The sequence below is a fragment of the Butyrivibrio sp. VCD2006 genome (genome assembly GCF_000423925.1).
Classification (GTDB): domain Bacteria; phylum Bacillota; class Clostridia; order Lachnospirales; family Lachnospiraceae; genus Butyrivibrio.
The window spans coordinates 21299-47101 of sequence record NZ_KE384106.1 but is presented as its reverse complement, the minus strand read 5'-3'; the positions used below and the strand labels follow the sequence as shown (position 1 = coordinate 47101).

General features: G+C 40.3%; 22 protein-coding genes. All 22 read right to left on the bottom strand.

The window, feature by feature from the left end; genetic code table 11:
- Positions 1 to 34: 34 nt before the first annotated feature.
- The 22 genes from G586_RS0118130 to G586_RS0118025 all read right to left on the bottom strand — a co-directional run bounded on the left by G586_RS0118130 (position 35) and on the right by G586_RS0118025 (position 25790).
- Entirely contained in the window at positions 35 to 685 is a 651-nt protein-coding gene (locus G586_RS0118130; protein ID WP_026528849.1) for a hypothetical protein, read from the bottom strand.
- Between the two features lie 5 nt (positions 686 to 690).
- Positions 691 to 1194 carry a pantetheine-phosphate adenylyltransferase gene (coaD, locus tag G586_RS0118125; RefSeq protein ID WP_026528848.1) on the bottom strand — a complete coding sequence of 168 codons (504 nt, stop codon included), beginning with the start codon at positions 1192 to 1194 and terminating at the stop codon, positions 691 to 693.
- A gap of 27 nt (positions 1195 to 1221) precedes the next feature.
- Complete coding sequence (locus G586_RS23765; protein ID WP_035773555.1) at positions 1222 to 3993, bottom strand: Ig-like domain-containing protein; 2772 nt, start codon at positions 3991 to 3993, stop codon at positions 1222 to 1224.
- A gap of 62 nt (positions 3994 to 4055) precedes the next feature.
- The gene (rsmD, locus tag G586_RS0118115; RefSeq protein WP_026528847.1) at positions 4056 to 4610 is read right to left on the bottom strand and encodes a 16S rRNA (guanine(966)-N(2))-methyltransferase RsmD; all 555 of its coding nucleotides are present in this window, start codon (positions 4608 to 4610) and stop codon (positions 4056 to 4058) included.
- A 15-nt stretch (positions 4611 to 4625) separates the two neighbouring features.
- Positions 4626 to 6863, bottom strand: coding sequence for a DNA gyrase/topoisomerase IV subunit A (locus G586_RS0118110; RefSeq protein ID WP_026528846.1), 2238 nt, complete (start codon positions 6861 to 6863; stop codon positions 4626 to 4628).
- A gap of 87 nt (positions 6864 to 6950) precedes the next feature.
- On the bottom strand, positions 6951 to 8873 hold the full coding sequence (locus G586_RS0118105) for a DNA gyrase/topoisomerase IV subunit B (protein WP_026528845.1): 1923 nt from the start codon (positions 8871 to 8873) through the stop codon (positions 6951 to 6953).
- A gap of 76 nt (positions 8874 to 8949) precedes the next feature.
- The gene (locus tag G586_RS0118100) at positions 8950 to 9819 is read right to left on the bottom strand and encodes a DegV family protein (RefSeq protein WP_026528844.1); all 870 of its coding nucleotides are present in this window, start codon (positions 9817 to 9819) and stop codon (positions 8950 to 8952) included.
- Positions 9820 to 9884: 65 nt separating this feature from the next.
- The gene (gene recG / locus G586_RS0118095) at positions 9885 to 11951 is read right to left on the bottom strand and encodes an ATP-dependent DNA helicase RecG (protein ID WP_035773553.1); all 2067 of its coding nucleotides are present in this window, start codon (positions 11949 to 11951) and stop codon (positions 9885 to 9887) included.
- Position 11952: 1 nt separating this feature from the next.
- Positions 11953 to 13734, bottom strand: a complete 1782-nt coding sequence (locus tag G586_RS0118090) for a DAK2 domain-containing protein (RefSeq protein ID WP_026528842.1) — start codon at positions 13732 to 13734, stop codon at positions 11953 to 11955.
- A gap of 16 nt (positions 13735 to 13750) precedes the next feature.
- A complete protein-coding gene (locus G586_RS0118085; RefSeq protein ID WP_026528841.1) occupies positions 13751 to 14113 on the bottom strand; it encodes an Asp23/Gls24 family envelope stress response protein in 363 nt (120 codons plus the stop codon).
- A gap of 180 nt (positions 14114 to 14293) precedes the next feature.
- Positions 14294 to 14479: a 50S ribosomal protein L28 gene (rpmB, locus tag G586_RS0118080; RefSeq protein WP_026528840.1), complete on the bottom strand. Its 186-nt coding sequence runs from the start codon at positions 14477 to 14479 to the stop codon at positions 14294 to 14296.
- Positions 14480 to 14630: 151 nt separating this feature from the next.
- Positions 14631 to 15164, bottom strand: a complete 534-nt coding sequence (locus tag G586_RS0118075; RefSeq protein WP_026528839.1) for a hypothetical protein — start codon at positions 15162 to 15164, stop codon at positions 14631 to 14633.
- A 24-nt stretch (positions 15165 to 15188) separates the two neighbouring features.
- On the bottom strand, positions 15189 to 15587 hold the full coding sequence (locus tag G586_RS0118070; protein ID WP_026497523.1) for a GerW family sporulation protein: 399 nt from the start codon (positions 15585 to 15587) through the stop codon (positions 15189 to 15191).
- A 16-nt stretch (positions 15588 to 15603) separates the two neighbouring features.
- Complete coding sequence (locus G586_RS0118065; RefSeq protein WP_026528838.1) at positions 15604 to 16599, bottom strand: hypothetical protein; 996 nt, start codon at positions 16597 to 16599, stop codon at positions 15604 to 15606.
- Positions 16599 to 16937 carry a hypothetical protein gene (locus tag G586_RS0118060; RefSeq protein WP_026528837.1) on the bottom strand — a complete coding sequence of 113 codons (339 nt, stop codon included), beginning with the start codon at positions 16935 to 16937 and terminating at the stop codon, positions 16599 to 16601. The genes G586_RS0118065 and G586_RS0118060 overlap by 1 nt, the downstream gene beginning before the upstream one ends.
- A gap of 12 nt (positions 16938 to 16949) precedes the next feature.
- Positions 16950 to 18368 (bottom strand): peptidoglycan D,D-transpeptidase FtsI family protein, encoded by a 1419-nt coding sequence (locus G586_RS0118055; RefSeq protein ID WP_026528836.1) that lies wholly within the window; start codon positions 18366 to 18368, stop codon positions 16950 to 16952.
- On the bottom strand, positions 18352 to 19494 hold the full coding sequence (locus tag G586_RS23760) for an FtsW/RodA/SpoVE family cell cycle protein (protein WP_242832054.1): 1143 nt from the start codon (positions 19492 to 19494) through the stop codon (positions 18352 to 18354). The genes G586_RS0118055 and G586_RS23760 overlap by 17 nt, the downstream gene beginning before the upstream one ends.
- 233 nt (positions 19495 to 19727) lie before the next feature.
- On the bottom strand, positions 19728 to 22100 hold the full coding sequence (locus G586_RS23755) for a U32 family peptidase (protein WP_051204903.1): 2373 nt from the start codon (positions 22098 to 22100) through the stop codon (positions 19728 to 19730).
- 68 nt (positions 22101 to 22168) lie between these two features.
- Positions 22169 to 22576, bottom strand: coding sequence for a cell division protein ZapA (gene zapA / locus G586_RS0118040; protein ID WP_026528835.1), 408 nt, complete (start codon positions 22574 to 22576; stop codon positions 22169 to 22171).
- 106 nt (positions 22577 to 22682) lie between these two features.
- The gene (ruvB, locus tag G586_RS0118035; protein ID WP_051204902.1) at positions 22683 to 23720 is read right to left on the bottom strand and encodes a Holliday junction branch migration DNA helicase RuvB; all 1038 of its coding nucleotides are present in this window, start codon (positions 23718 to 23720) and stop codon (positions 22683 to 22685) included.
- A gap of 34 nt (positions 23721 to 23754) precedes the next feature.
- The gene (gene ruvA / locus G586_RS0118030) at positions 23755 to 24366 is read right to left on the bottom strand and encodes a Holliday junction branch migration protein RuvA (protein WP_026528833.1); all 612 of its coding nucleotides are present in this window, start codon (positions 24364 to 24366) and stop codon (positions 23755 to 23757) included.
- A 35-nt stretch (positions 24367 to 24401) separates the two neighbouring features.
- Positions 24402 to 25790: a GGDEF domain-containing response regulator gene (locus tag G586_RS0118025; protein WP_026528832.1), complete on the bottom strand. Its 1389-nt coding sequence runs from the start codon at positions 25788 to 25790 to the stop codon at positions 24402 to 24404.
- Positions 25791 to 25803: the final 13 nt, after the last annotated feature.

Genomic DNA, 25803 nt, shown 5'->3' with positions numbered 1-25803 from the left:
AACGATAGATGAAATGTGTAATCTATAATACAAATTACAGCATATCAAGATTTAAATCCGCATTTTCATCAAATGGTATTTCAGGTGTAACCTCTGCCATACTAGCAGATGCTTTCGGCTTCTCCTTAACATTTGAAGGATTAACACTGGGCGGTACAAGATCCGCTCTATTGGACTTTATAGTCTCACTATAAGCAGTCAGATCTCTAAGGAAGGAAGTTGTATTGGCATTGGTTGTCTCTATTGCCTTATTAACTATAACCTCTACCTCAGCAAGAAGGTTATCTGTATAGCTTACAGCCGCTGCCTTCATCTGATTAGCTTCATTAGTGGATTTAGTTAAAATCTCTTCTGCCTGCTTAGCAGCATGAGCAATAACTTCATTCGCCTGTGCATAAGCCTGTTGCATAATATCATGCTCATTGATCATTGCATGTGTCTGCTCTGTAGCTTTATCAATGAGATCCTTTGCCTTTTTGCGGGCATCCTCAAGTATAGCCTCTTTATTACTGATTATTGTCTGATATCTTCTGATCTCTTCGGGAGTCTTGCTTCTAAGCTCTCTTAAAAGCTCATCGATCTCCTCCTTGTTAACAATGATGTTCGTACGTGACAGTGGCTGATACTTGCAGCTATCAATGAATGTCTCAATCTCATCAATACATTGTTCAATTCTACTGCTCATTATTCTCACCCCCCAATAGCCTGTTTATCATACCCATATTTTTCATAAATCTTCTGCGCAACATAATCTGTAACGCAACGACTTATGTCCCCGTGAAAGCTGGCAAATTCTCTAACAGTTGAACTGCTGAGGTATGCATATTCAAGACTTGTCGTCAAAAATACCGTATCCACCTCATTATGTGAAAATGCCTTATTCGTCTGAGCTATCTGTAATTCATATTCAAAATCCGTAATAGCTCTAAGACCTCTCAAAAGAATCTTAATGTTCTTTTCCTTACAGTAATCAATGATAAGACCTTCATAGCAATCAATCTCAACATTGCTTAAATCCTTGACTGCTTCTTTAATCATCTTAACACGTTCATCTGCTGAAAACAACGGACTCTTGGCTGTGTTGACACTGACAACAACCACCAGCTTATCAAACATTGCGGAGGCTCTTCTAATAATATCCAGATGCCCCAATGTTATGGGATCAAAGCTTCCGGGATAAACAGCTATTTTCATTGTGATTCCTCTTTTACTACTTGAAATTTATTTTACTTTTACTTTGCAGGTTGCCTTTTTCTTACCATCAACAGTTTTAACTGTGATCTTTGCTGTTCCTTTACTCAAGGCTACCAGATTACCATTAGCATCAACAGCTACAACACCGGGTTTACTGCTCTTCCAGGTTACGCTCTTGTTTGTAGCCTTCTTGGGTTTTATTTTTGCCTTAAGCCTGTATGTCTGGCCAACAGATAACTTTAGCTTTTTCTTGTTAAGCTTAACCTTCTTTACTCTCTTGGCCTTCTTAACAACTACGGTTATTTTCTTTGCGGCAGTTCCACCGGAAACAGAACATGTAATAGTACATTTTCCTGGCTTCTTACCGGTAATAACACCGCTCTTATTGACCGTTGCAACGGACTTTTTGCTTGATTTGAATGAAACAGTTCTAATATCTGCCCATTCAGGGAATACGGTGCAATTTATCTGTGCTTTTGATCCTGCGAAAACAGTGATTTTGTTTGTCGCAATATTAAGCATTTTAACCTGTCCGTCAGTTACGAGGACTCGGCATTTAGCCTTTTTACCACCATAAATGGACGTTGCGAAGATTTCGCACTCACCATTTTTTAAACCCGCAACAAAGCCTGAATCACTTACAGAAGCTACTGTAGTATCGGAAGAATTCCATCTCACTCCCTGTGCAGCATTAGCAGGAAGGCATGTTGCTGAAAGCTGAAGGAACCCACCAACACCTATAGTTGCACTGGCCTGGCTTATAGCAACAGAATCAGGCTTAACAAAGCTGGGAGTTGATGTATAATCCGTAGCACTTACAGGATAAATTCTAAGGAAATCAGGAGTATTGCACTCGTCATATCTTATGTGCTCTTCCTGGTCAAAATCAAATCCAATACTAGTATCTTTTCTGCTTCCTCTAAGGAAATGCACTTTTTTAGCAGGCGTGTTATATCCGGGTCTGGGATCATAAGCATCCCAGGTAGCATCAAGATAATAATAGAGATCACCGAGCTGTACTATATTCCAGCCATGACCTGAATCAGACTCATAAGCATATGCTAAACCGGAGATAAGTCTTGAATCAATACCAAGAGTAAGCATTATCCTGTAGAAAAGGAGTGCATATCCTTCACATACAGTATGTTTTGTTACTGCAGCCGAGTAACACGAGTAGCCAATATGATTCCCATATAAGGTGGAATTTCTGGCACAATCGTGATCATATGAAATATTTTTTGTTATATACTCATATGTCTTTTTAATCTTATCGTAATCACTTCCGGAATTTAAATTATATGTATTTATGATCTCATTTATCTTATTTGTAGTTGCTATTTCCTGTGCAGCATCATGTGTAAATGTAAATGAAAGCTGAAGTGTTCCGTATGTTACATCGCCTGCATAGGCAATTGTACCCTGTCTGGATATCTCAATAAAAGCCCATCTTACGTAGTCACCTTCGTTAGGTACTCCTGTATGTTCCCAAATGATGGGATACATTGCATTAATAAGTGTAGATACACCGAGTAAGCCGGGAAGCATGAAATCCATTGTTACAACATTCTGTCTCGCCTTGATGGCGTTTCTCGCAACCTCAGCCATTTCCTGAACAGAAGTGCATTTACCGTTTGAAGCAAGCAGAGACTTAACGTGTACTGTTGAATCAAGCGTTGATGCAAGATTATCAAGCTCGCTCTGACTTACATCAATTCTATTTTTATATACAGGATTAACTTCTGCAACCGCATCAGATGTTTCGAAATTCAAAACAACAGCCACGTCGTAAACAGAAAAGCTTTCTGCGTCATAGCTTACTACGGTCTCTTCGGTATCACTGTAAACATCAGTTGCATTATCTACAACATCTGCCGGAATCTCGGTAGTTGTGGCATCGTCCTCAATATGGAATACCTGAACTGTTGTAGAATCACTTTCACTGTTTGCATTAGAAAGCTCTTCATCAAGAGTTATTTCAACTGAAACTACTCCTTCAGGTTCAAATTCCTGACCATCCTTTAAAAGTGTTATATCAAAGGAAGCAGAATCATAAACTGCAGATTCAGCAGGAAGAGCATCGTTAACAAGATCATCAACCTTCTGTCCCGCAACCTTTGTAACCTTCTTTATACTTACTTCGGTGCCTTCCGGAATGATTCCTTCCTCAGCGTGAAGCTTAATTGTATATCCTGAAATATGCTCCTCATAATCAAAAGCACCGGTTGTAGATTCCTTGGCATCACCATCGGATACTGAAGGAGCCGCTTCCTTTTCCTCTGCATTTCCATCTGAAACTGCTTCTTCGGGATTCTCTGCAGCTTCTGCATCTTCTTTTGCAATATTCTCGGTTTCTTCTGTGTTTTCAGAAGAAGTATCTCCTTCTACTGCAGCATTTTCATTGCTGTCAGAAGCATCTTCACTACTCTCAGTTGATTCCGCATTCTGTGCATCATCTGAATTCTCACTAGAAGCATTGCTATCAGCTGATTCTGTGTTTTCATCAGAACTGTTGGCTTCAGCAGCCTCAGCATTTTCATCTGAACTCTGAGCTGACTCTGCAGACTCACTTTCACTAACTTCTGTATTCTCTGTAGTTCCCTCAGATACTTCCAAGCCTTCAGTATTATCCCCATCTGAAAGGCTATCTGTTGTATCAGCCTCAGGAATCTCACTTTCAAGAACTATACTCTCGTCATTAATTCCCTCAGCCTGAGCACTAATTGGAGCAAAGCTCTGTCCTACAAGAGCAGCGCTCAGTGCAAGTGCAACAACACTTTTTTCCCAAATTCTTTTTCTCAATATTCTTTTTTCCTTTCCGTGTACCCCTCTCACAGAAAAACAATATAATCAAATGTATTTAATTAGCTTTTGAGCTTTTTCATAAAAACATGTTGATTAGTCTTATATCTTTTTTCCTTGATAATTTCAAAACCATTATCTTCAAAAACAGATAAATCCATATCAAGGCTACACTCTGCTATAAGCATTGTGTATTCTGTTACATAGGGAAGTCTGGAAAGAAGTTCAAAGGTTCTTTCATACAACCCGGACTCATATGGAGGATCAACAAATATTAAATCCACTTCTTTTTCTTTAATATTCTTTAATCCAACCAAGATATCTGATTTAAGGACCGTTGCTCTGTCTTCAAATTTGGTAGTCTGAATATTCTGGTTTATACACTTTACTGCTTTAATATTATTCTCAATAAAATATGCCTTTTTAGCTCCTCTTGAAAGAGCTTCTATACCAATACCGCCGCTACCGGCAAATGCATCGATAAAAACAGCTCCCGGAACATCATTCTGAAGCATATTGAAAAGAGTCTCTTTAATTCTGTCCTGAGTAGGTCTGGTATCATTCCCCTCAGGTGTTACTAATCTGAGTCTTCTGGCTTCGCCTGCGATTACTCTCATATTTTTCTCCGATTTTTAAAGTCTGATCTTTGTTCCCTTAGTATCTCTGCTTGTTATCTTAAGGTGATCAAGTACAAGTGATTTGCCATTGTGCTCAATTGTCTGCTCATCAGCTTCCTTAAGATAAAATACATCTCTTACGGAATCCTTAGAGCCAAGTCTAATTCCGCGAACACCGACAGCTCCCTTCTTCTTTTCAGGAATATCTGTTACATTGAATCTGAGGAAGAATCCATTCTCAGAGCGGAATACAACAGTGCTTATATCATGAATCTCATGTACACTGATAACCTCGTCATCATCTACTAGCTTCGTAGCCGCGACGGATCTTCTTGATACATCAAACTCGCCACCGTCAACAAGCTTAGTATTACCCTGTTTTGTTACAAACATAATCCTGTAAAGATTAAGGCTACTCTGACTTGCTACATAGACTATCTGATCACTTGTAGTATCAAAATCACTGACATTATCGATAGGAACACCTTTATCACGCATTCTTCCTGCGGGAAGGTCCATAGCCTTGATGGTATGAAGTGTTCCGTTTGCGGTAAACACGCAAACCTTTCCGGTATTCTTCATTACAAATGAATATTTAAAGTCATTTTTGATGGTCTCAAGATTTTTATCATATGTGGTGACATCGATGGTCTTGGCATATCCGAATCTATCCATCAAAAATGCGACATCAATTTCTTCTACCGGCTTTTCTTCGTAAACCGCATCCTCAACATTATCGATGATAGTGCGTCTCTTTACGTTGTAGCGCTTTTTAATCTCAGAAAGCTCGTTCTGAATTACCAGAGACATTGAATCATGGTCTTCAAGAATATCCTCATAGCGATATATCTTTGCGATAGTATCCTCATGTTCCTTTACAAGTGCTTCAAGCTCAAGGCCAATTAATTTGTAAAGTCTCATCTCAAGGATGGCATCAGCCTGTCTCTCTGTAAAAAGAAGCTGAGCTGCCATAGCTCTTGAAGCCTCACTCTTGAATCTTATTCCTTCGGTATTACCGTTAACCAGGCAATCCTTTGCCATGGGTCTGTCTTTTGAACCTCTGAGGATCTCGATAACAATATCAATTACATTGCAGGCCTTAATGAGACCTTCCTGGATTTCCTTCTTGTCCTGTTCCTTCTTAAGGAGTGTTGTATATTTTCTCCTTGCTGTTTCGAACTGGAAATCTACAACTGCTCTCATGATGGAAGAAAGGCTCATGGTCTCAGGTCTTCCATCGCAGATAGCCAGCATATTTACTCCGAATGTATCCTCGAGCTTAGTCTTCTTATAAAGAAGATTCTTAAAGTTCTCAACATCAGTGTCTTTTTTAAGCTCAATTACGATTCTAATGCCTTCCTTTGAAGACTGGTTGGAAATGTCGATGATATCATTAGTTATCTTCTTTTCAGCAAGCTCTGCTACGTCCGATAAGAACTTACCTATTCCTGCGCCAATCATAGTGTAAGGAATCTCTGTAATTACAAGATTGATATGTCCGGCTTTTCCCTTTTCCACATCAACCTTACCTCTGACTCTCACCTTACCCTGTCCGGTCTCATATATAGCACGAAGATCGTCCTTATTGGTAACGATTCCTCCGGTAGGGAAATCAGGCCCCTTGATATATTTCATGAGCTGCTTGGTTGTAAGCTCAGGGTTCTGCATATAAGCAATCTCAGCATCTATTACTTCGCCGAGATTATGAGGCGGTGTGCTTGTAGCCATACCAACCGCGATACCTTCTGATCCATTTATAAGAAAATTAGGGATCTTTACAGGTAAAACAGTGGGTTCTCTCTCTGTCTCATCAAAGTTTGGAATAAAGTCAACTACATCCTTATCAAGATCTGCCAGGAAATTTTCCTGTGTTATCTGGGCAAGTCTTGCCTCAGTATAACGCATGGCAGCAGCTCCATCACCTTCGATGTTGCCAAAGTTACCATGTCCATCAACAAGCGGAACAGCCTTCTTGAAGTCCTGGGTCATTACGACAAGCGAATCGTAAATTGAGCTATCACCATGGGGATGATATTTACCCATGGTGTCACCTACGATACGTGCGCTCTTACGATATGGTCTGTCATACCTTATTCCCAATTCATACATATCATATAAAGTTCTGCGTTGAACCGGTTTAAGACCGTCCCTGATATCAGGGAGAGCTCTTGCGACGATTACACTCATTGCGTAATCAATATATGATTTTTGCATTATCTCCGAGTATTCGGAGCGAATTAATCTCTCTTCCATGTTACCTCATCCGTCAGCTACGCTGACACCTTCTCCTAAAAGGAGAAGGCAAATAATATTTGCATTAAACTCAAGATTTATTTAGTGTTATACATCAAGCTCAGCGTCGGTTGCATGCTGATGTATGAAATCTCTTCTGGGTGGAACTTCATTACCCATAAGAAGCTCAGTCATATGTGATGCCATCTTGGCATCTTCAATCTCGACAATTCTCATCATACGATTCTCGGGATCAAGTGTTGTCTCCCAAAGCTGCTCAGGATCCATCTCACCAAGACCCTTATATCTCTGAAGAGTGAAAGGTCCTTTGTGATTTTTTCTGTATTTTTCAAGCGCAGCGTCGTCGTAAAGATACTCTTCCTTGCCTCTGCTGGGTATAGCCTTGTAAAGAGGAGGCATAGCAATATATACATGTCCTTCAAATATAAGCTCTGGCATAAATCTGTAGAACAATGTAAGAAGCAATGTCGCTATGTGAGATCCGTCTACGTCGGCATCGGCCATTATAACAATTTTGTCATAGCGAAGCTTTGAAATATCAAAGTCGTTTCCGTAGCCCTCTGAAAATCCGCATCCGAAGGCGTTTATCATTGTCTTGATCTCGGCATTGGCAAGAATTTTATCTATGCTGGCCTTCTCAACGTTAAGTATCTTACCTCTGATCGGAAGAATGGCCTGGAATTCACGGTTTCTCGCCATCTTGGCACTACCACCCGCAGAATCTCCCTCTACGATGAAAATCTCACATTTAGATGCATCCTTACTTATGCAATTCGCAAGCTTACCATTGGAGTCAAAGGAATACTTCTGCTTAGTAAGAAGATTTGTCTTGGCCTTTTCCTCGGTTTTTCTAATCTTTGCAGCCTTCTCAGCGCATCCGATTATGGATTTTAATATTTCGATATTTCTATCAAAAAATCTTGTAACCTCATCACCGGTTATCTGTGAAACGATTTTTGCCGCATCCTGGTTATCAAGCTTAGTCTTGGTCTGCCCTTCAAATCTTGGGTCGGGATGTTTGATGCTAACAACTGCAGTCATTCCGTTTCTGACATCAGTACCATTGAAATTGGCATCCTTATCCTTAAGAGCACCTATTTCTCTTGCATACTGATTGATGATATTCGTAAACATGGTTTTAAAGCCGGTGAGGTGTGTTCCACCCTCGGCATTATAAATGTTGTTACAAAAACCTAAAATATTCTCATGGAATTCATTAACATACTGGAATGCAACATCAACAGAGACACCGTCGCTCTCTCCACTATAGAAGATTACGTCAGTTACTGTCTCTTTGGATTTATTCATATCCCTGATGAAACCGGTTATACCTTCAGGCTCGTGGAATTCAATATATTCCTCCGTTCCCGGTCTGTCATCAATATATATAATTGTTAAATTGGGATTGAGATACGCTGTCTCATGAAGCCTTGACTTTATATCCTCTTCTCTGAACCTTGTCTTTTCGAAAATCGTAGGATCAGGAAGGAATGATATAGTCGTTCCGTGTTCTCTTGTCTTACCGACGGGTTCAAGAAGTCCGTCCTTAAGCTGAACTGTGGGAACACCTCTCTCATAGGCATCTTCATAGATCTGGCCATCAGTTCTTATCTGTACTTTAAGCCAGGTAGATAAAGCATTAACAACAGAGGAACCTACACCGTGAAGACCTCCACTTGTCTTGTACGCGGCATTATCAAACTTACCACCTGCATGAAGCATGGTAAGTACAACACGCTCTGCGGTAATTCCCTTGGCATGCATGCCTACAGGAATACCACGACCGTTATCCTCTACTGTGGCGCTTCCGTCAGGATTAAGTGTCACAGTTATCTGTGAACAATGTCCGGCAAGATGTTCATCAACCGCATTGTCTACTATTTCGTAAACAAGATGGTTAAGACCTCTTGTTGAAACACTACCAATATACATTCCGGGTCTCATTCTTACCGCTTCGAGACCCTCCAAAACCGTAATGCTGGAGGCATCATAGTTATTACTTACTGACATAAATACTACCCAACCTTAACTAACTTTTTTCATAGGATGCGGATTACCGCTAATTAAGTCTTTGCGACTTTTAATCTTATACATACACCTTTCTGGAGCAGGCTATTGCAAGTGCGCCGGGGCCAATGTGGCATGACACAACAAGAGATAGCGGATCCATGTGCATCTCATATCCGGGAAAAGCTGCTTCAACCTCTCCCTTAAACTCAAGGGCTTTCTCAAGATCATAAGAATAAGCGCCGCTTAAGTGAACATCATGAGCATCGAGGCCTCCGAATCTATTCTCGAAATCTGAGAGCATCGCATTGATCATTATGTTTTTACCCTGAGTTGTGGTTCTTGCTTTCGCAAAGGCATCAAGCTTTTCACCCTGAATCTGCAAAACCGGCTTAAGCTTTAAAAGTGTTCCAAGCGCAGCTGCAGCAGGTGTGATTCTGCCACCCTTCTTAAGATAGTAAAGAGTATCTAGCATGATATAGATGCTGGATTCAAACTTCACTTCCTCAAGCTTATCCTTAATCTCCTTACCGCTCATGCCCTTGTCACGCATTTCGATCGCGTCGAGAACAGATTGTCTCATGGTAACGGAGATTCTCTGGTTATTGACAACAAAAACCTTGTTCTCATAATCATCAGCAGCAAGCATTGTCGCTGTCTGACATGAACTACTAAGGCCGCTGCTTAATGGAATATAAACTATTTCATCATAGTCCTTAAGCATCTCATCCCAAAGCTCCAAAAGTCCTCCGGGACTGGGCTGACTCGTTGAGACATCAGCTCCCTCAGCAAGCTTTCTAAAGAAATCCTCCTGAGTAAGATTGATTCCTTCCAAATATTCCACTCCATCAATCATAAAAGGAGTAGGGATAACCTTTATACCAAGTGCCTCGCCGTCGGCGGGCATAATACCGCTGTTTGTATCAGTTATGATCGCAACTTTTGACATATTTTCCTCCGAGAAGTATACAATATGTTGTATTATTCGAACACATACTCTACTAAATTTTACTTTTATAAAGCTGTAAAGTCAAATAAATTTGATTTAAGCCATTCTTTTAAAGGTGCATTCTCCTCCAATACAAGGTCAGGATCCTCCAAAAGTACTCTGTCAGCCAAGGCAGCAGCTTCCTTAATGAGAGCGGCATCCTGATATATATCCGCCACATGAAAGGCCATCTCACCACTCTGCCTTATTCCGAAAAGATCCCCTGGGCCTCTTTGCTTAAGGTCTTCCTCAGCAATCTTAAAGCCATCATTTGAGTGATTCATTATATCCAGTCTCTGCTTTGCATCATCACTCTCTGACGTATTTATGAAAATGCAGTAGGATTGATCCTTACCACGCCCAACTCTTCCTCTTAGCTGATGAAGCTGCGCAAGGCCGAAACGCTCTGAATTCTCAATCATCATTACCGTGGCGTTTGGAACATTAATACCAACCTCGATAACAGTTGTGGAAACAAGAATATCTATATTTCCCCTTGCGAACTCATCCATAATTGCTTCCTTTTCGAAGGGCTTTTGCTTTCCATGAAGTGTTCTAATACGTACACCTGAAGGGAAAGTGCTTTTTAGCTTTTCAGTGTAATCAGTGACATTCTCAAGGCCATCCATCTCACCCTCTTCAATCATAGGGCAGATTACATAGGCCTGATGTCCTGCATTAATCTGATCTGCTATAAATTTGTAAGCAGTAGGCCTGTACTGGGTTCCCACAACACAATTCTTTATTGGTATTCTGCCCTTAGGCATTTCATCAAGAATAGAAATATGCAAATCACCATAAAGAATAATTGCCAGTGTCCTGGGAATCGGTGTTGCACTCATAGCAAGAATATGTACATTCTTCCCCTTTTCGGAAAGCTTCTCTCTTTGCTGAACGCCAAATCTGTGCTGTTCATCAGTGATTACCAATGCAAGGTTTCTATAGTTTACCTTTTCCTGAATTAGGGCATTTGTTCCTATTATGCAGTTATAGCTACCATTCTCGATGCCTTCATTGGCAATTCTTTTTTCCTTTGCAGATAATGATCCAACTAAAAGCACCGGTTTTATCGGAAGATCATACTCTTCCATCATCTGAGAAAAACCTTCAAAATGCTGACGAGCCAGTACTTCCGTGGGCGCCATTATTGCTCCCTGATATCCATTTTCAGCAGTAAACAAAAGTGCCAAAAATGCAAGAATTGTCTTACCGGATCCTACGTCTCCCTGAATAAGCCTGTTCATGACATTTTTTCCGGTCAGGTCACCCTTAATATCATTCCATATTTCAAGCTGTTTTCCTGTGAGCCTGTATGGGAGCTTATCAAGAAGGCCATCGGCACATTCAGAAGATTCATATACATAGTCATTAATGGATTGTTCTTCGCTTCTCTTTAAAAATCTGAGTCTTAGAATAAACTCAAGAATCTCGTTAAAAGCTATCCTTTTCCTGGCAACTGTAAATTCATCCATATTTGCAGGGAAATGAATTTTTCTGACCGCCTCAGAATAATCCATTAGATCCATCTGTCTTCTGATATAGGAAGGCAGCATCTCCTCAAGATACGGACTTGCCATGATCGCCTGTTTCATGGTTTTAATGACCAGTTGATTGGAAAGCCCCTTAACAAGAGGATATTTAGGCTGCATTGAGCCCATGATTTCCATATAGTCCTCAGTTTTGAAAAGCTTTGGCTGCTCAATTACAAAGCCACTTCCCTTTTTCTGAACAAGGCCTCTGAAAACATAGTATTTTCCGGGTTTTATATTGTTCCTCATAAAGGGCATATTGAAATAGGTGATCTGCATGTTCCCTGTAACATCGCCTGCCTTAAAGGTAAGGATACTAAGGTTTCTTACTCGTTTTACAGCGATATTGCCTATTGGTGACAGTCTTACTGCGCTTATTTCACCGGATCTTAAATCCGCCACAGATTTTATCTCACCACAAATATCATAATCTCTTGGAAAATAAGAAAGCAGATCTTCGACAGTTCGAATTCCGCACTTTTCAAAAAGGGCGCTGCTTTTATCGCCAACGCCCTTTAAAGAAGATACATGTTCAATTAAAGATGGATTTTTACTTCCAGTCATCTTACTCCGCACTCACAATGTAATAGTAAATCGGCTGACCACCGTACTGAACCTCAACATCACAACCGGAGAATTTGGAGCTTATACGCTCGCAAAGAGCATTAGCTTCTTCCTCCTTAATATCTGAGCCATAATAAAGGCTTATAAGCTCTGTCCCGTCATCAGCGATCTTATCGATCATCATTGCTGTTACTTCATCAATATCACCGCCAACTCCAAGAATTCCATTGTCGCCAATACCCATGTAGTCGCCCTGCTTGATAGTAACATCATCAATCATGGTATCACGTACTGCGTATGTAACCTCACCGGTCTTAACTGTGGAAATTGCCTCCTTCATACCTTCTTCATTTTCTTCAGCAGAAGTTCCGGGCATGAAATTAATAGCGGCTGTTATACCCTGAGGTACAGTCTTTGTAGGGATTACGACAATCTTCTTGTCCTCACCCTTATCTTCCATCATAATCTTGGCCTGATTAGCTGCAAGTATAATGTTCTTATTGTTAGGAAGAACAAAAACAGTATCAGCATTTACTTTTGAAGCAGCCTCAAGAATATCCTCTGTGCTGGGATTCATGGTCTGACCACCCTCGATAACGTAGTCAACTCCAAGTCCTCTGAAAATCTCTGCAAGACCTTCACCTGCACATACAGCAACAAAACCGATATCCTTATGCTCTTCATTTACGAACTGAGGCTCATTGCTCTTAGCAGCTTCTCCAACTTCACCCTTAAGTGGAATATCATCTTCTCTGCTATAAGTAGGTGTTGACTCAGCCGCACCATTTATCTCAGTTTCAATCTCAGCATATGTTCCATTCTGATTCTCGTGGAAAAGCTTCTCACGATGTTCCATTCTCATGTTATCAATCTTCATGTTTGAAAGCTGACCATACATGAGAGCTCTCTGGATAGCAAGTCCCGGATCATTAGAATGAACGTGAACTTTACATATCTCATCATCGGCAACCATAACAATGCTGTCACCGATTGACTCGAGGAATGCCTTGAAGTCAATCTCCTGCTTAACATTTAAAGGCTTGTTAAGAAGTACGATAAACTCTGTACAATAACCAAATTTAATATCTACCTCAGCAGTAGCCTGAGTCTTAGTAGCAACAGGTGTAGCCGCAGACTCATCGATTGAATAATCAACCTCTTTACCAAGGTAAGCATCTACAGCGCCCTTAAGCACCTGCATAAGGCCCTGTCCGCCTGAATCAACAACGCCGGCCTGTTTAAGTACAGGAAGCATCTCCGGAGTCTTATTTAATACTTCATCACCATACTTAATAACTTCTTCAAAGAAAGTACCAAGATCATCAGCACCTTCCTTGGAAAGCTCCATTGCTCTCTCAGCTGTGCCCTTAGCTACTGTAAGGATTGTACCTTCCTTGGGCTTCATAACTGCCTTGTAAGCAGTCTCAACAGCCTTATCAAAAGCATTGGCAATTATCTCTGCATCAAGCTCTTCGTAGTCACGAACGCCCTTGGTGAAACCTCTTAAAAGCTGTGAAAGGATAACACCTGAGTTACCTCTTGCGCCTCTCATAGCACCTGAATAAATGCTCTTGCAAAGGCTGCCCATATCGATATCATCAGGAAGATTCTTAACATCCTTAGCAGCTGACATGATAGTCATTGTCATATTGGTTCCTGTATCACCGTCAGGTACAGGGAAAACGTTAAGCTCGTTTATCCACTCTTTTTTTGCATTCAAATTACTTGCGCCTGCAAGAAACATCTTTTTCACATCAGACGCTTTAATTGTGTTACTCAAAATTCTACCCTCCTTGACCTTAGTCGATGACGCGAACGCCTTCAACGAAGATGTTTATCTTCTCTATTTCAAGGCCGGTGAATTCCTCAACCTTGTACTTAACATTATCTATAAGGTTATCCGTAACCGCTGAAATACTAACTCCGTAAGCAATGATCACATGAAAATCAAGTGTAAGCTTTCTGTTAGCTCCAATAGTTACATTAATTCCCCTTTTGATGTTGTCCTTCTTAAGAAGACTTACAAGTCCCTCGGCAACATTAACATTAGCCATACCAACAATACCGAAGCATTCATTAGCTACGGCTCCTGCATACTGAGCAATTACTTCATTATCAATTGCAATACTACCCATATGAGTGTTCATTGAAGTAGACTTCATACTGCACCTCCATATAAATGACGCAGAGATCAAATATGCATGCCTCTGCTATCATAAAATTGCATATAATCGATTATAAACTAAGAGCGTAAAAAAATGAAGTCAAAATAAGATTTGTCTTTGATTTAGCGAAAAAAAGGATTCACATAAGTGAATCCTTTAAATACGAACCTCGTTCAATTAAGCACGCTCAACCTTTTTAGATCTGAGACAGCTTGTGCAAACGTTCATTCTCTGTGTAGCGCCGTTTACTTTAACAGCAACCTTATGTACGTTAGCATTCCAGATTCTATTGCTCTTTCTATGGGAATGGCTTACGTTGTTACCGAAATGAACGCTCTTGCCGCATACTTCACACTTAGCCACTTTGACACCTCCTTATAAGCCATATTTTAATCAAATGCATCAAGCGAATAAATAACCATTTTCAAAATACATATTCGCAACATCAGATATAATATCAGAAATGGTAAGCGAATGCAAGCAAAAAATAATTATTTAAAGATTAACTTTTTATTTACGCCTTCATATAGGCGTCAAACTGCCTTAATAAAATGTTATATTCCTGGTTGATCATATCGCAAAGTCTATGATCTCCACACATATTATCAGGATGATAAATCTTCATCAGATCTCTATAACGCTTTTTAAGCGCAAGAAGTGAATTAACACCCTTAAAGAAGAATTCAGCCTTGCTGTATTCATCCTCTCTGAGATATCCCTTCTCCTGTTCAAGCTTTTTCCACTCACGCTCGATTACTTTTTTATCTGCGTTAAGCTTATCAAAGCCTTCCTTGAGAATCTCAATCTGCTGATCAAAGAGAGCCTGATCATCCTTAAACTTCTGTTTATCGTGCTCAAACTCGCTTCTCTCACGCTGAAATCTCTCGCGAAACTTATTCATTTCACATTCAATCTCAGCAACCTTACTATCGACAGCCTTCTGCTCCATCTCAAGTCTCTGGCTCTCTTTATAAATCCAGAGTCTCATCTCGAGAAGCTCATCCTCTGTTGCCTTGTCGATTCGTTCTTCGCTAATAAACTTTTCCATACGGAACCCCCTAATACCGCTATACTACTCCAGGTTCTCTTCTTCAGGAAAGGCAATATCAACCGCGCTGTCATCATCCATCATGTCATTGCCGCGATTCATGAAGCGGTCAGCTATGTCGGGCACAAGGTCAAGGACCTTAGTAACCGCATCCTGGTTTTTGATGTTAACAAGTTTTGTCTGACCGTTTTTAATTACAAGAACCGCACTGGGCGACATTTTTGCCGCAAAACCACCGGCTCCAGAATTCTTTTTATCGGCATTACTTGCACCCGCACCTACCCCAAAGGATACGTCCACAAGAGGAACTATTATGGTATCGCCAACCTTAGTAGCTTCACCTACTACAGTCTTAGCTCCCATAATTGTATTCATGCCATTCATTAGAGAATCTACAACGGAATTAAAATTTGAATCTCCCATAAAAAACTCTCCCCAATTAAGAATTGATAATCTTATTAAACCTACGAATTGTCTTCTTCACATCTTTGTTAAAGTAAAGTATAGCTGCTGCATGAAGAAGTGTAAAAACAGTTACTCTGCCCTTGATATGAGCTTCACCCTTAACAATCTGCCTCTCAAAATCAGGTATAAGAAATACTTTATTCACCAAAATAGGATAAAGAACACCATATCCTGCCATGATATCAGCTGTAAGTGTGGGGTCTCCCAGTCCTAATAAAATATCCATTCTGAATTTCCTTGGAATTATCATCTTAAGGACTCGGATCAACTGCTTCTTCGTAACCTCAAAAGCACGCTTGAAAATATCATTAGATAACGTGTTTTTGACCATGTTTATCTTATCACAGATTCTAGATGTTGTATATTGGATTTTTGAAAATACATCCTGTGGTACTTTGATTATTCTGTTAATCGTATCAAGGATATTTTTCAGAAAATCCAAAAAGCTTTCATCATCCTCATCAAATTCATCTTCCTCTAAAACTTCGCTTTCAGATTCTTCTGATTGTGATGGCTCCTTTTGTTCCTCGCTTTCATCTTCTATGGTATCAGTATCCTCAGAGGGTTCATCAAAACCGCTCTCTTTTTCCGTAATCGTATCTCCGGATGTGTTCGCAGAAGACTCCGAGGTATCAATCTCGTAATCTTCATCTATATCCGTTTCATCATCACTCTTTTTGTTTTTCGGTGGAAATACCGTGAAACATAATACCTTAACCTTAAACTCCGGATCTTCAGGATAAGATATCCCACCGCTTACAAAATGTAATAGCCAACTGAATTTAACAATTCCCGAGACATTTTCCTTAAGCTTATCGACTTCATTTTCAAGGTCAGTCTCTTTTACATTTCCGTCAATTCTGTACCTTATCGGCACAAAAAGAATAAGCAGTAATAAAACAAGTACTACTCCCAGAACTACAAGCAGAACTATTCCTATTATCTTAAGAATAGATAAAAACAACGCCATCAGTTATTCCCCACAAGGCTGTTCAGATAGCCCTTGATATCTCCTTCCATACCATTCTCCGAAGCTTCATCGGAAATCTTCATAACAATATCCAAAGCTTCATTATAGCTTCCGGCAATTCCATAGATGAATTCAGGATGCCTGTAATAATACTTTTGCTTCAAAAAAGCGCAATGCTTTATTTCAAGCTGACCTGTGGGAATATCAGAAGCAGTAACGACATATATTAGAAGTTGTCCCGCTCCGTGTCTTAATTTCCATTTCACAAGTCTCTCGTTCTTAACCGAATCACCAATATATAGTTTTGAGAAAAAATTGCAACATCCCCTTATTCTCAACAAAACCTCCTGCTACTTCATCTCAAAGTAGCGATCAAATATTCTCTTCGCAATCGGAACAGCAAACTCTCCTCCTGAGCCTGCATTCTCAACTATGATAGTCACTGCTATTTCAGGGTCCTCAGCAGGTGCAAAGCCAGTAAACCACGCATGTGAATCCGATGTGCTGTCTTTAAATTCAGCTGAACCGGTTTTTCCGGCAGCAGTATATGATAATCCCTTTAGCTTAGACGCTGTTCCCTTTTCCACAACGCCTTCCATCAGTGTCTTAAGGAAATCAGATTCATCTTCACTCATTAGCTTTTTATATTCTTTAGGTGAAAAGCTTTCAATTGTCTTTCCATCAGCTGTAACAACTTTATCAATGAGATAAGGCTTCATCAGCGTTCCGTCATTTGCTATGGCTGCGGTGATAAGGTTCATATGAAGCGGTGTGACCGTCGTAGTCCCCTGACCAATGCCAAGCTGCATTGTATCTCCATCGCTTAGGGCATCACTGCATACAGCATTAGACTTTGAATAATTCATTTCCCATGGAAGGTCGGAATTGAACATCAGCTTTTCAAGAGTTTTCCCGAAATCACTTTTATCAAGCTGAAGTGACATATTCGCAAAGGATGAATTACATGATTTCGCAAAGGACATGGCAAAATCAAGACTCCCATGACTCTCTCCATGAAAACATCTTATCACATCATCGCCTGAAGTGAACTTACCATTACAGTTATAAGTATAATTTTTGTAATCTTCGCCCTTCTCTTTATAGTACTCGAGAGCTGTTACAATCTTAAACGTAGACCCGGGAGGGTAAAGCCCCTGAGTAGCCCTGTTTAAAAGCTGAGTATTATTTTTATCTGATGTTATTTCTTCCCAATCATTAAGTATTGTTCCGGGATCAAAATCAGGCTTTGAAACAAGAGCCAAAACTCTACCTGTTTCAACCTCCGTAACTACTATAGCTCCATCTCTTGCGGATAAAGCCTCAAAGGCTGTCTCCTGAAGAGCGGTATCAAGAGTTGTATAAACATTATCACCCGGAAATTTCTGGTCATTTTCTTTGGCTTCAGCCTTACTCTTAAGGGCGGCATTGGAATTTATCAAATAATAATTTGCCAGGTTTTCAATTCCGCTTCTGCCATTAACCGAAAATCCAATCACATGAGAGAAAGTTTTGCCATAAGGATATTCTCTTGTCTCATTACCGACTTCGTCTGTTTTGGTCTCCGCAAGTACCTTTCCATCTGATGAATAGATAGTTCCTCTGGTGTTCTGCTTTCTTAAGAGAGTCTGATGCGCGTTATAGCTGTTATCCATCATTACTCTGTGATTCGTTACAGCATATGTACAGATGTAAGCCACCATCGAAGCAAAAAGAATAACCGTAAAAGCGCCTATTATCAAAATGGGATAAGATTTATTGTTTTCCTGCATTTATCTTCTCCCTCTTTCTTTTTAAGTAATCCTGATATCTCTCATCGGTTCTCACAAGGCATTCGCCTTCAACAAGAGAAAGCATGATGATCGTCACCATTACAGATGTTCCTCCATAGCTCACAAGAGGAAGTGTCACTCCTGTAAGAGGGATGAACTTTGAATCGCCGCCCACGGTAAGAAACACCTGGAAAATATATGTAACAGCAAGACCTACGCACAACAGTCTTCCAAATAAATTCCTGATCTTATATGCCTCCAAAAGAATCATCAAGAAAGTAGAAATGCAAATCGCAACTAGACATGAAGCAAATATTATCCCCATCTCTTCGGCAATAGCAGCAAACATGAAGTCCTCTTCCACATAAGGTATTGAGGATGGTGTTCCGCCATAAAGCCCGAGGCCCCACAAACCACCTCCGCTTATGGCAAATAGCGACTGTGTTATCTGATATCCCGTGGAATCAATAGTAGTCCAGGGATCTCTCCATGCCACAACTCTCTGCTGAACATGAGGAAACAGTGAGTAGGCAATAACACTGGCAATCACCCCTGCTCCCAGTCCTGAAAGCAAGTATAAATAGCTGTTTGTAGCAACAAAAAGAACGCATAAATATACAACAAAAAATATAAGCGCACTTCCGAGATCCTTCAAAAGGACCAATATTATCACATGTGTTGCAGCCAGTGCAGATGTAATCGCCACGGTTTTAAAGTCATTTTTCTCAGACAGTATCGAAGCGATAAAAAATACAAAAATAAGCTTAACAAGCTCCTGTGGCTGAAATGAAAGCCCCGCAATCCTGAAATTGATCTTGGAACCGTTGGCCACGGAACCATATACCAGTATGATTCCCAAAATCAGTATTCCTACAGCTGCAAAGACATACCCGCGGCGCTCTAAGAATTCAAATCTGAAAATTATCTCCGGAATAATAAATGCAAGTACTAAAGACGCGCTTGAAATAATAAACTGTCTTATGCCTTTACCATAAGAAATTCTGGTTATCATGATCATGCCGATCATCAAAAGCATGCACATGTTATTGATTATCAGTCTGTTTCCGTCAGGATATACCATATGAAACAGTGATATTGTGCTTGCGAGAACAATCGACTGTATCATCAGAAGTAAAAAGTACCGCTTACTTCCAGTCTGAGCAATTATCTGAATAAAACAGGCAAACTGAGTTGCAAAAAGCGATATTATCTGTAGAGTGTATACCCAGCCCCTTCTTTTCTCTCCTTTATACATGAAAACCAGGAAGCTAAACAGGGTATATGCCCCAATGCTCCCAACAATTACGTATTTAGATATTTCAGTCAAGTAAAATTCCATAAGTCGTTTTTATAGCATCCTTAATCTGCGCTTCTCTCAAAATGACCTGCTGTGTAGTCTTCCTCCAAAAGCGCTCTTTCATATCTGTCTGACTCTGCTGCATTTCCATAAATCAGGCCTTCATAAGAATCCAGAAGCTCCTTCACTCTTAACGCTGATTCTACCGTAAAGTCCATTCTGTATGAAAGCTTATAGTCATCTGCAAAAGCTTTTATTTTCTTTAGTTTTTTGAATAATGAAACAGGAACACTATTCCATATGATATTGCAGCAATGCGTGCAATCATAGGTAACAGGCATCACTCTTCCTGTTCTGTCGGTTATCTTTGTATTTTCGTATTCGCAGATTTTACCGCGGTTTGAAGTGCATCCCTGAAGTGTATTCCTAATGCAGTTTGCAGTAAGCATCATCGGAACCCTTCCATAAATCATGAGACCTGCCAAGGGCGCCTCATTTCCTTTATCGCTTACATCAGAATAAACCGCATCCATGAACTCGCTCATCTCATGAAGATTAAGCTCGAGTGGTAGATTAAAGCCTTTATATGTGCTATCTTTTAAAAGCTCACCATGCAGAGCTGCGGCCTCATGATTCCAGAGATACATACCATAATCTGTTACGATGTCTCCTCCAAAATCCGCCTTTCTTACTATCGCAAGCTCCTCTGTGTTTCTTACCAGAACACCCTTAACAGAATACTTTTCCGTTGCTTCGAGAAGCTTTCTCATCTCATCATAAGCATCATAAAAGCTTTCATTACGTGCAATATATGGAAGTGCAGCATAATAGTCAAAGCCATCAGGAGAAGGAATATCCCTATCCATCATTATTATCCTGGAATCGATATATATTCTTCCGACTTTTCCGGATCTCTTTGCAAATGATACTGCTTCCAACAACTGATCATAGGTCAGAACCGATATATCGATTTTGGTATCCCTGCCAAAGCCTTTTGCTTTCACACGCTTAATAGTATTTTTAGCGCAGGTCTCTGCAATATTTGCAGCATTCTCACAATCTGCCTTAGATAAATCAAATACCTTATAGCCTCTTTTTAAAGCTATTTCTTCTTCGAGCATTGTAACCGCTGATCTTCTTAGTTCATTCAGAGCTTTGTTAGGCATAAAGATGCCGGCATCATCAATCTGAATATCAAGCTTCGATGCTTCAAAAAATGTATTTCCAAGCTTTGAAAGCTGTTTCTCTACATCCTCTCTTGACATAGCTCTCTTCAAAGCAGCCTGAACTTCATCTCCGGTTGTTTTCACAAAAACAGTTTCCGAGATACCGTTTAAAGCGTCAGTACTGATTGTCAGCTCTGCTTTTTCGCCAATTTTAAGCTTGCAGCTTACTTCCACGGGAACTCTCTTTTCTCCGTTAATGAATCTGCTTCTTACGTCCTCAAGTACTGCTTCCTCTGAGCCATTATATGCAGGATTCTTAAGGGTTATCATATCAGCTCCGTTGTGTCTGAAATAATAACCTTCACCTATTTCCGAACGAAGGTATAACGAAGATAGTATTTTTCTATCTTCTTTAACTGTGCTAAGCTTTATCTTTCCTTTTTCAAAATCATTGTCATTTTGAGAAAGCTCATAATATCTGTCAATAATCTTCCTGTATACCGAAGTAACACCCGCAGCATACTCCGGCTTCTTCATCCTTCCCTCGATCTTGAAGGAATCTATACCTGCTTCAATAAGTTCCGGGATTCTGTCAGCCATACACATATCCTTAAGGCTTAAAGGATAGCATTCTTCTCCCTTTGCCATTCTGTATGGAAGTCTGCAGGGCTGTGCGCACCTTCCTCTGTTACCGCTTCGCTCTCCCACCATGCTTGAAAACAGGCATGCTCCGGAGTAGCAATAACACATAGCTCCATGAATAAATGCCTCTATCTCAATGCTTCTGCCATCAGGATATTTGCAATTATCATGAATTCTCTTAATCTCATCGATCGAAAGCTCTCTTGCCGGAACCACTCTTGAAGCTCCAAGCTCCATTAGGAGTGAAGCACCTTCATCACCCGTAATTGTCATCTGAGTACTTACATGAAGCTCAACCCATGGGAATGATTCCTTTATTATCTTGAAAATTCCAAGATCCTGAATAATTGCGCCATCCAGTCCTGCGTATGCAAAGGGTGCAAAGAATTCTTTAAAGGCAGGGATTTCTTTTTCCTTAAGAAGAGTATTGACCGTCAGGTAAATTTTTTTACCCTGAATATGCGCATAGCGAATAGCCCTGACAACCTCTTCATTGGTGAAATTATCAGCAAAAGCTCTGGCGCCAAATCCCTGGCCGCCAAGATATACTGCATCGGCACCGGCATTAAAAGCACCGACCATTGTCTCATAATTCCCTGCAGGAGCAAGAAGCTCAACTTTACGCATATACAAATAATCCCTTCAAAATGAATAAATAAATATGATAGAAAAGGCTGCCAATCGGCAGCCTTATATTACTTTTTCAGAGTTTTAAGCTCTGTCTCCATCTGGATGATCTTTCTTGAATCCTCTGTAATGTCAGACTGAAGATTCTTAACATTTTTTTCTGTATTTTCAAGCTTGATCTGAGTAGCTATAAGCTCATGCTTGATATCATAAAGCTCTTTTTCCTTGTCGCTCAGCTGAGCTTCAAGCATCTCAACCTGCTTTTTAGCTTTGAAATAATCATCAGCTATATTGAGCTGCAGCAAGACATTCTGCGTATCAACAGGCTGTCTCTTGAAACCATCCATCTTGCTGTAATCAGCAATTTTGTTATTGATGTATGAAGCAACCTTCTGAAGATATTCCTCGCTCTCATATCCGCTAAGTGTAAACACTTTACCGCCAATAATTACCTCGGTATCTGTCTTAGAAGCCATAAGTATCCTCCCCTACTTAAAACTAAATATGTATTAAATTATATATCCTGAACCCAATGCTTATCAATAGTATTGCATGTTATTTTATAAAAACTATACCACAATATCATGTATCTGTCATCACATCCAGCCCAAGATGTGCGTATGCAAGATCGGTAACAACTCTTCCCCTGGGAGTTCTGTTTATAAGCCCGTTTTTCAACAGATAAGGCTCATATACATCCTCGATCGTGCCTGCATCTTCGCCTATTGAGGCCGCAAGTGTATCAAGTCCTGCAGGTCCTCCGCCAAACTTCTCTATCAGGGTAAGAAGAAGCGTTCTGTCATTATGATCAAGACCAAGCTTGTCTACATCCATAAGATCAAGCGCTGTTCTTGCCACTTCCTCTGTTATGACACCGTCATATCGAACCTGTGCATAATCTCTTACTCTCTTAAGAATTCTGTTGGCTATTCTTGGCGTTCCTCTGCTTCTTTTCGCCATCTCGTGAGCACCGTCTTCAAGAGTCTCAACGCCGAGAACCTTTGCGGATTGCATGATTATCTGCATAAGTTCTGAGGTCTCGTAGAATTCCATTTTATAAAGCATTCCAAATCTGTCACGGAGAGGCGCAGAAAGCATTCCTGCTCTTGTGGTTGCTCCGATAAGAGTAAAATGTGGAAGATCAAGTCTTATCGATCTTGCAGTGGGTCCCTTTCCGATCATGATATCGATCTTGTAATCCTCCATTGCAGGATACAGAACCTCTTCCACCTGCCTGTTAAGTCTGTGTATCTCGTCGATAAACAGGACATCGCCTTCTTTAAGGTTATTAAGAATTGCCGCGATCTCTCCTGGCTTCTCGATGGCAGGTCCGCTTGTAACCTTACAGTGAACACCCATTTCTGCTGCTATGATCTCTGCAAGAGTCGTCTTTCCAAGTCCGGGAGGTCCATATAGGAGAATGTGATCAAGGCTTTGATTTCTTTTCTTGGCAGCTTCTATTGAAACATTAAGATTTTCCTTGATCTTTGATTGTCCGATATAATCAGCGAGCCTTTTTGGTCTTAATGAACCCTCGATCTTTTTATCCTCATCCAGTTCCCTTGCGCTAATTGCCCCATTACCGCGCTCATTGGAGGTCTTAATTGTTCTTTTTTCCATACCTGATTCCTTATATTACAATAATACGATTAACTTAAATCAATTCCTTAAGTGCAAGCTTTAAGATGCTTTCAGTATCCTCAGCCTTCGCACCTTCGGCAATAACTTTCCTAACTGCCTTTGAAGCTTCCGACAATCCATAGCCAAGACTTACAAGTGCTTCCACAGCCTCGTTCTGTGGCTCGTCTGACAAAGGTGCCACACTTTCGCCACTTCCTCCGGCTCTTCCTTCAAGGATATCATCATTTGATATCTTATCCTTAAGTTCGAGGACAAGCCTTTCCGCAGTCTTTTTGCCAACGCCCGGTGCCTTGCTTATAGCCTTAGAGTCACCGGAAAGTATAGCGAATCTAAGGTCATCCGGGGTCATTACGGAAAGAATTGCCTGACCTCCCTTAGGACCAATTCCGCTTACGCTTATAAGGAGCTTGAAAAAATCCAGTTCATCTCTTGTCAAAAAGCCATAGAGATTCATAGCATCCTCACGCACGCTCATATAGGTGTACAGCTTTACCGCATCACCCTTTGAGGGTAATCTGTCCGCAGTATAAGCAGAGATATTGACATTATAGCCAATACCTCCGACATCGATTACCGCTAACAGATCTCTTTTTTCATCCAGTATTCCATTTACAAAAGCAATCATTTTAAAGAGCTCCATTTATATTATTTTTGGGAGTATTATTTATTGGAAAAATCCCCTGATCGTCTCTTTCCGTCATTTGCGCTGTCGTTAGAGATGATCTCCGTCTCAAAAGAGACATTTATCTTTGAAGAAAAATCAAGGTTTTGCCATGATTCGATGATTCTGTTTATAACATTATCAATGTATTTCTCATCGATGTCAGGCAAAAACAGAAAGAACTCATTAACACCATTTTGCATCATAACATCACTTTTGCGAAGTGAATTAGACAAAAAGGTACCAAATTTCTTCATACACTCGGTAAATTCAACCTTGGACATATCACTATAGGCAGGCGTTGCATTGAAAAGCACCTTATAAGCAGTGCCATTATAGCTTCTGATATATCTCATCATATACCTGTAGATGTGGCTGAAAGCATCCTGCCCAATCCACATTGCGCTATTATAGGTCTCATTTTCCTTAAGCGCATTGCTGATTCTGTCTATCTCATCCTTGGAAGCAACATCATATTCGATAACCTGCTCCATGGAATCAGAGAAAATATTGTAGCCGTGCTTACCATGCTGCTTAACCTGATAAAGCGCGGTGTCAGCTTTTCTGAAAAGAAGCTCATATTCACGACCATCAGTAGGTATAAAGGATACACCTATTGAAACACCGATGTTAAAAGGAATAGTATCACCAACAAACTCATGTACTCTTGCCATAAGCTGATGATTAATACGATCATTTATTGCACTTATTCCACTTTCTGCCTTGAAGTTCTTCAGGAAAATGACGAACTCGTCTCCTCCAATCCTTCCGATTATATCCTTTTCACGGGTAGTTGTCTTTATTATATCCGCAAATGCAGTAAGAATCCGATCACCCTTATCATGACCATAAAGATCATTGACCTTCTTGAAATTATCTATATCAAGAATCATAAGTGCACCATCTGTGGTCTTACAAACCTCTGTAAGCTTTTCATTTACAGCAGATTTATTCAAAAATCCTGTAAGACCGTCAATTGTAGCATCGTTTATAAGCTCCTTTATACGGGAGCTATGCTCAAGGGCATTATTAATTCTCTTTAAAAGAACCTCTTCATTTAAAGGCTTATGGATATAATCAACAGCTCCCAGTTGGAGGGCTCTGTTCTCTGAATTCTTATCCTCGTCAGCAGTCAGGAAAATTACAGGTATTTCTTCTTCGCCTCTGTTTTTCTCCTGCTCGCGTAACTTTTCATAAGTTTCAAAGCCGTCCATTTCAGGCATAAGAATATCCAGCAAAATAAGATCAGGTTTATTATTCTTCAAATGAGCAAGAAGCTTCTTACCTGATTTTATCGCTGTTACACGAATGTTGTTCTGGCTTAGAATATTACCTGCAGCAAGCAGATTGGTCATATCATCATCGACCACAAATACCCAACCGGCCATCTTTGTCCCTCCG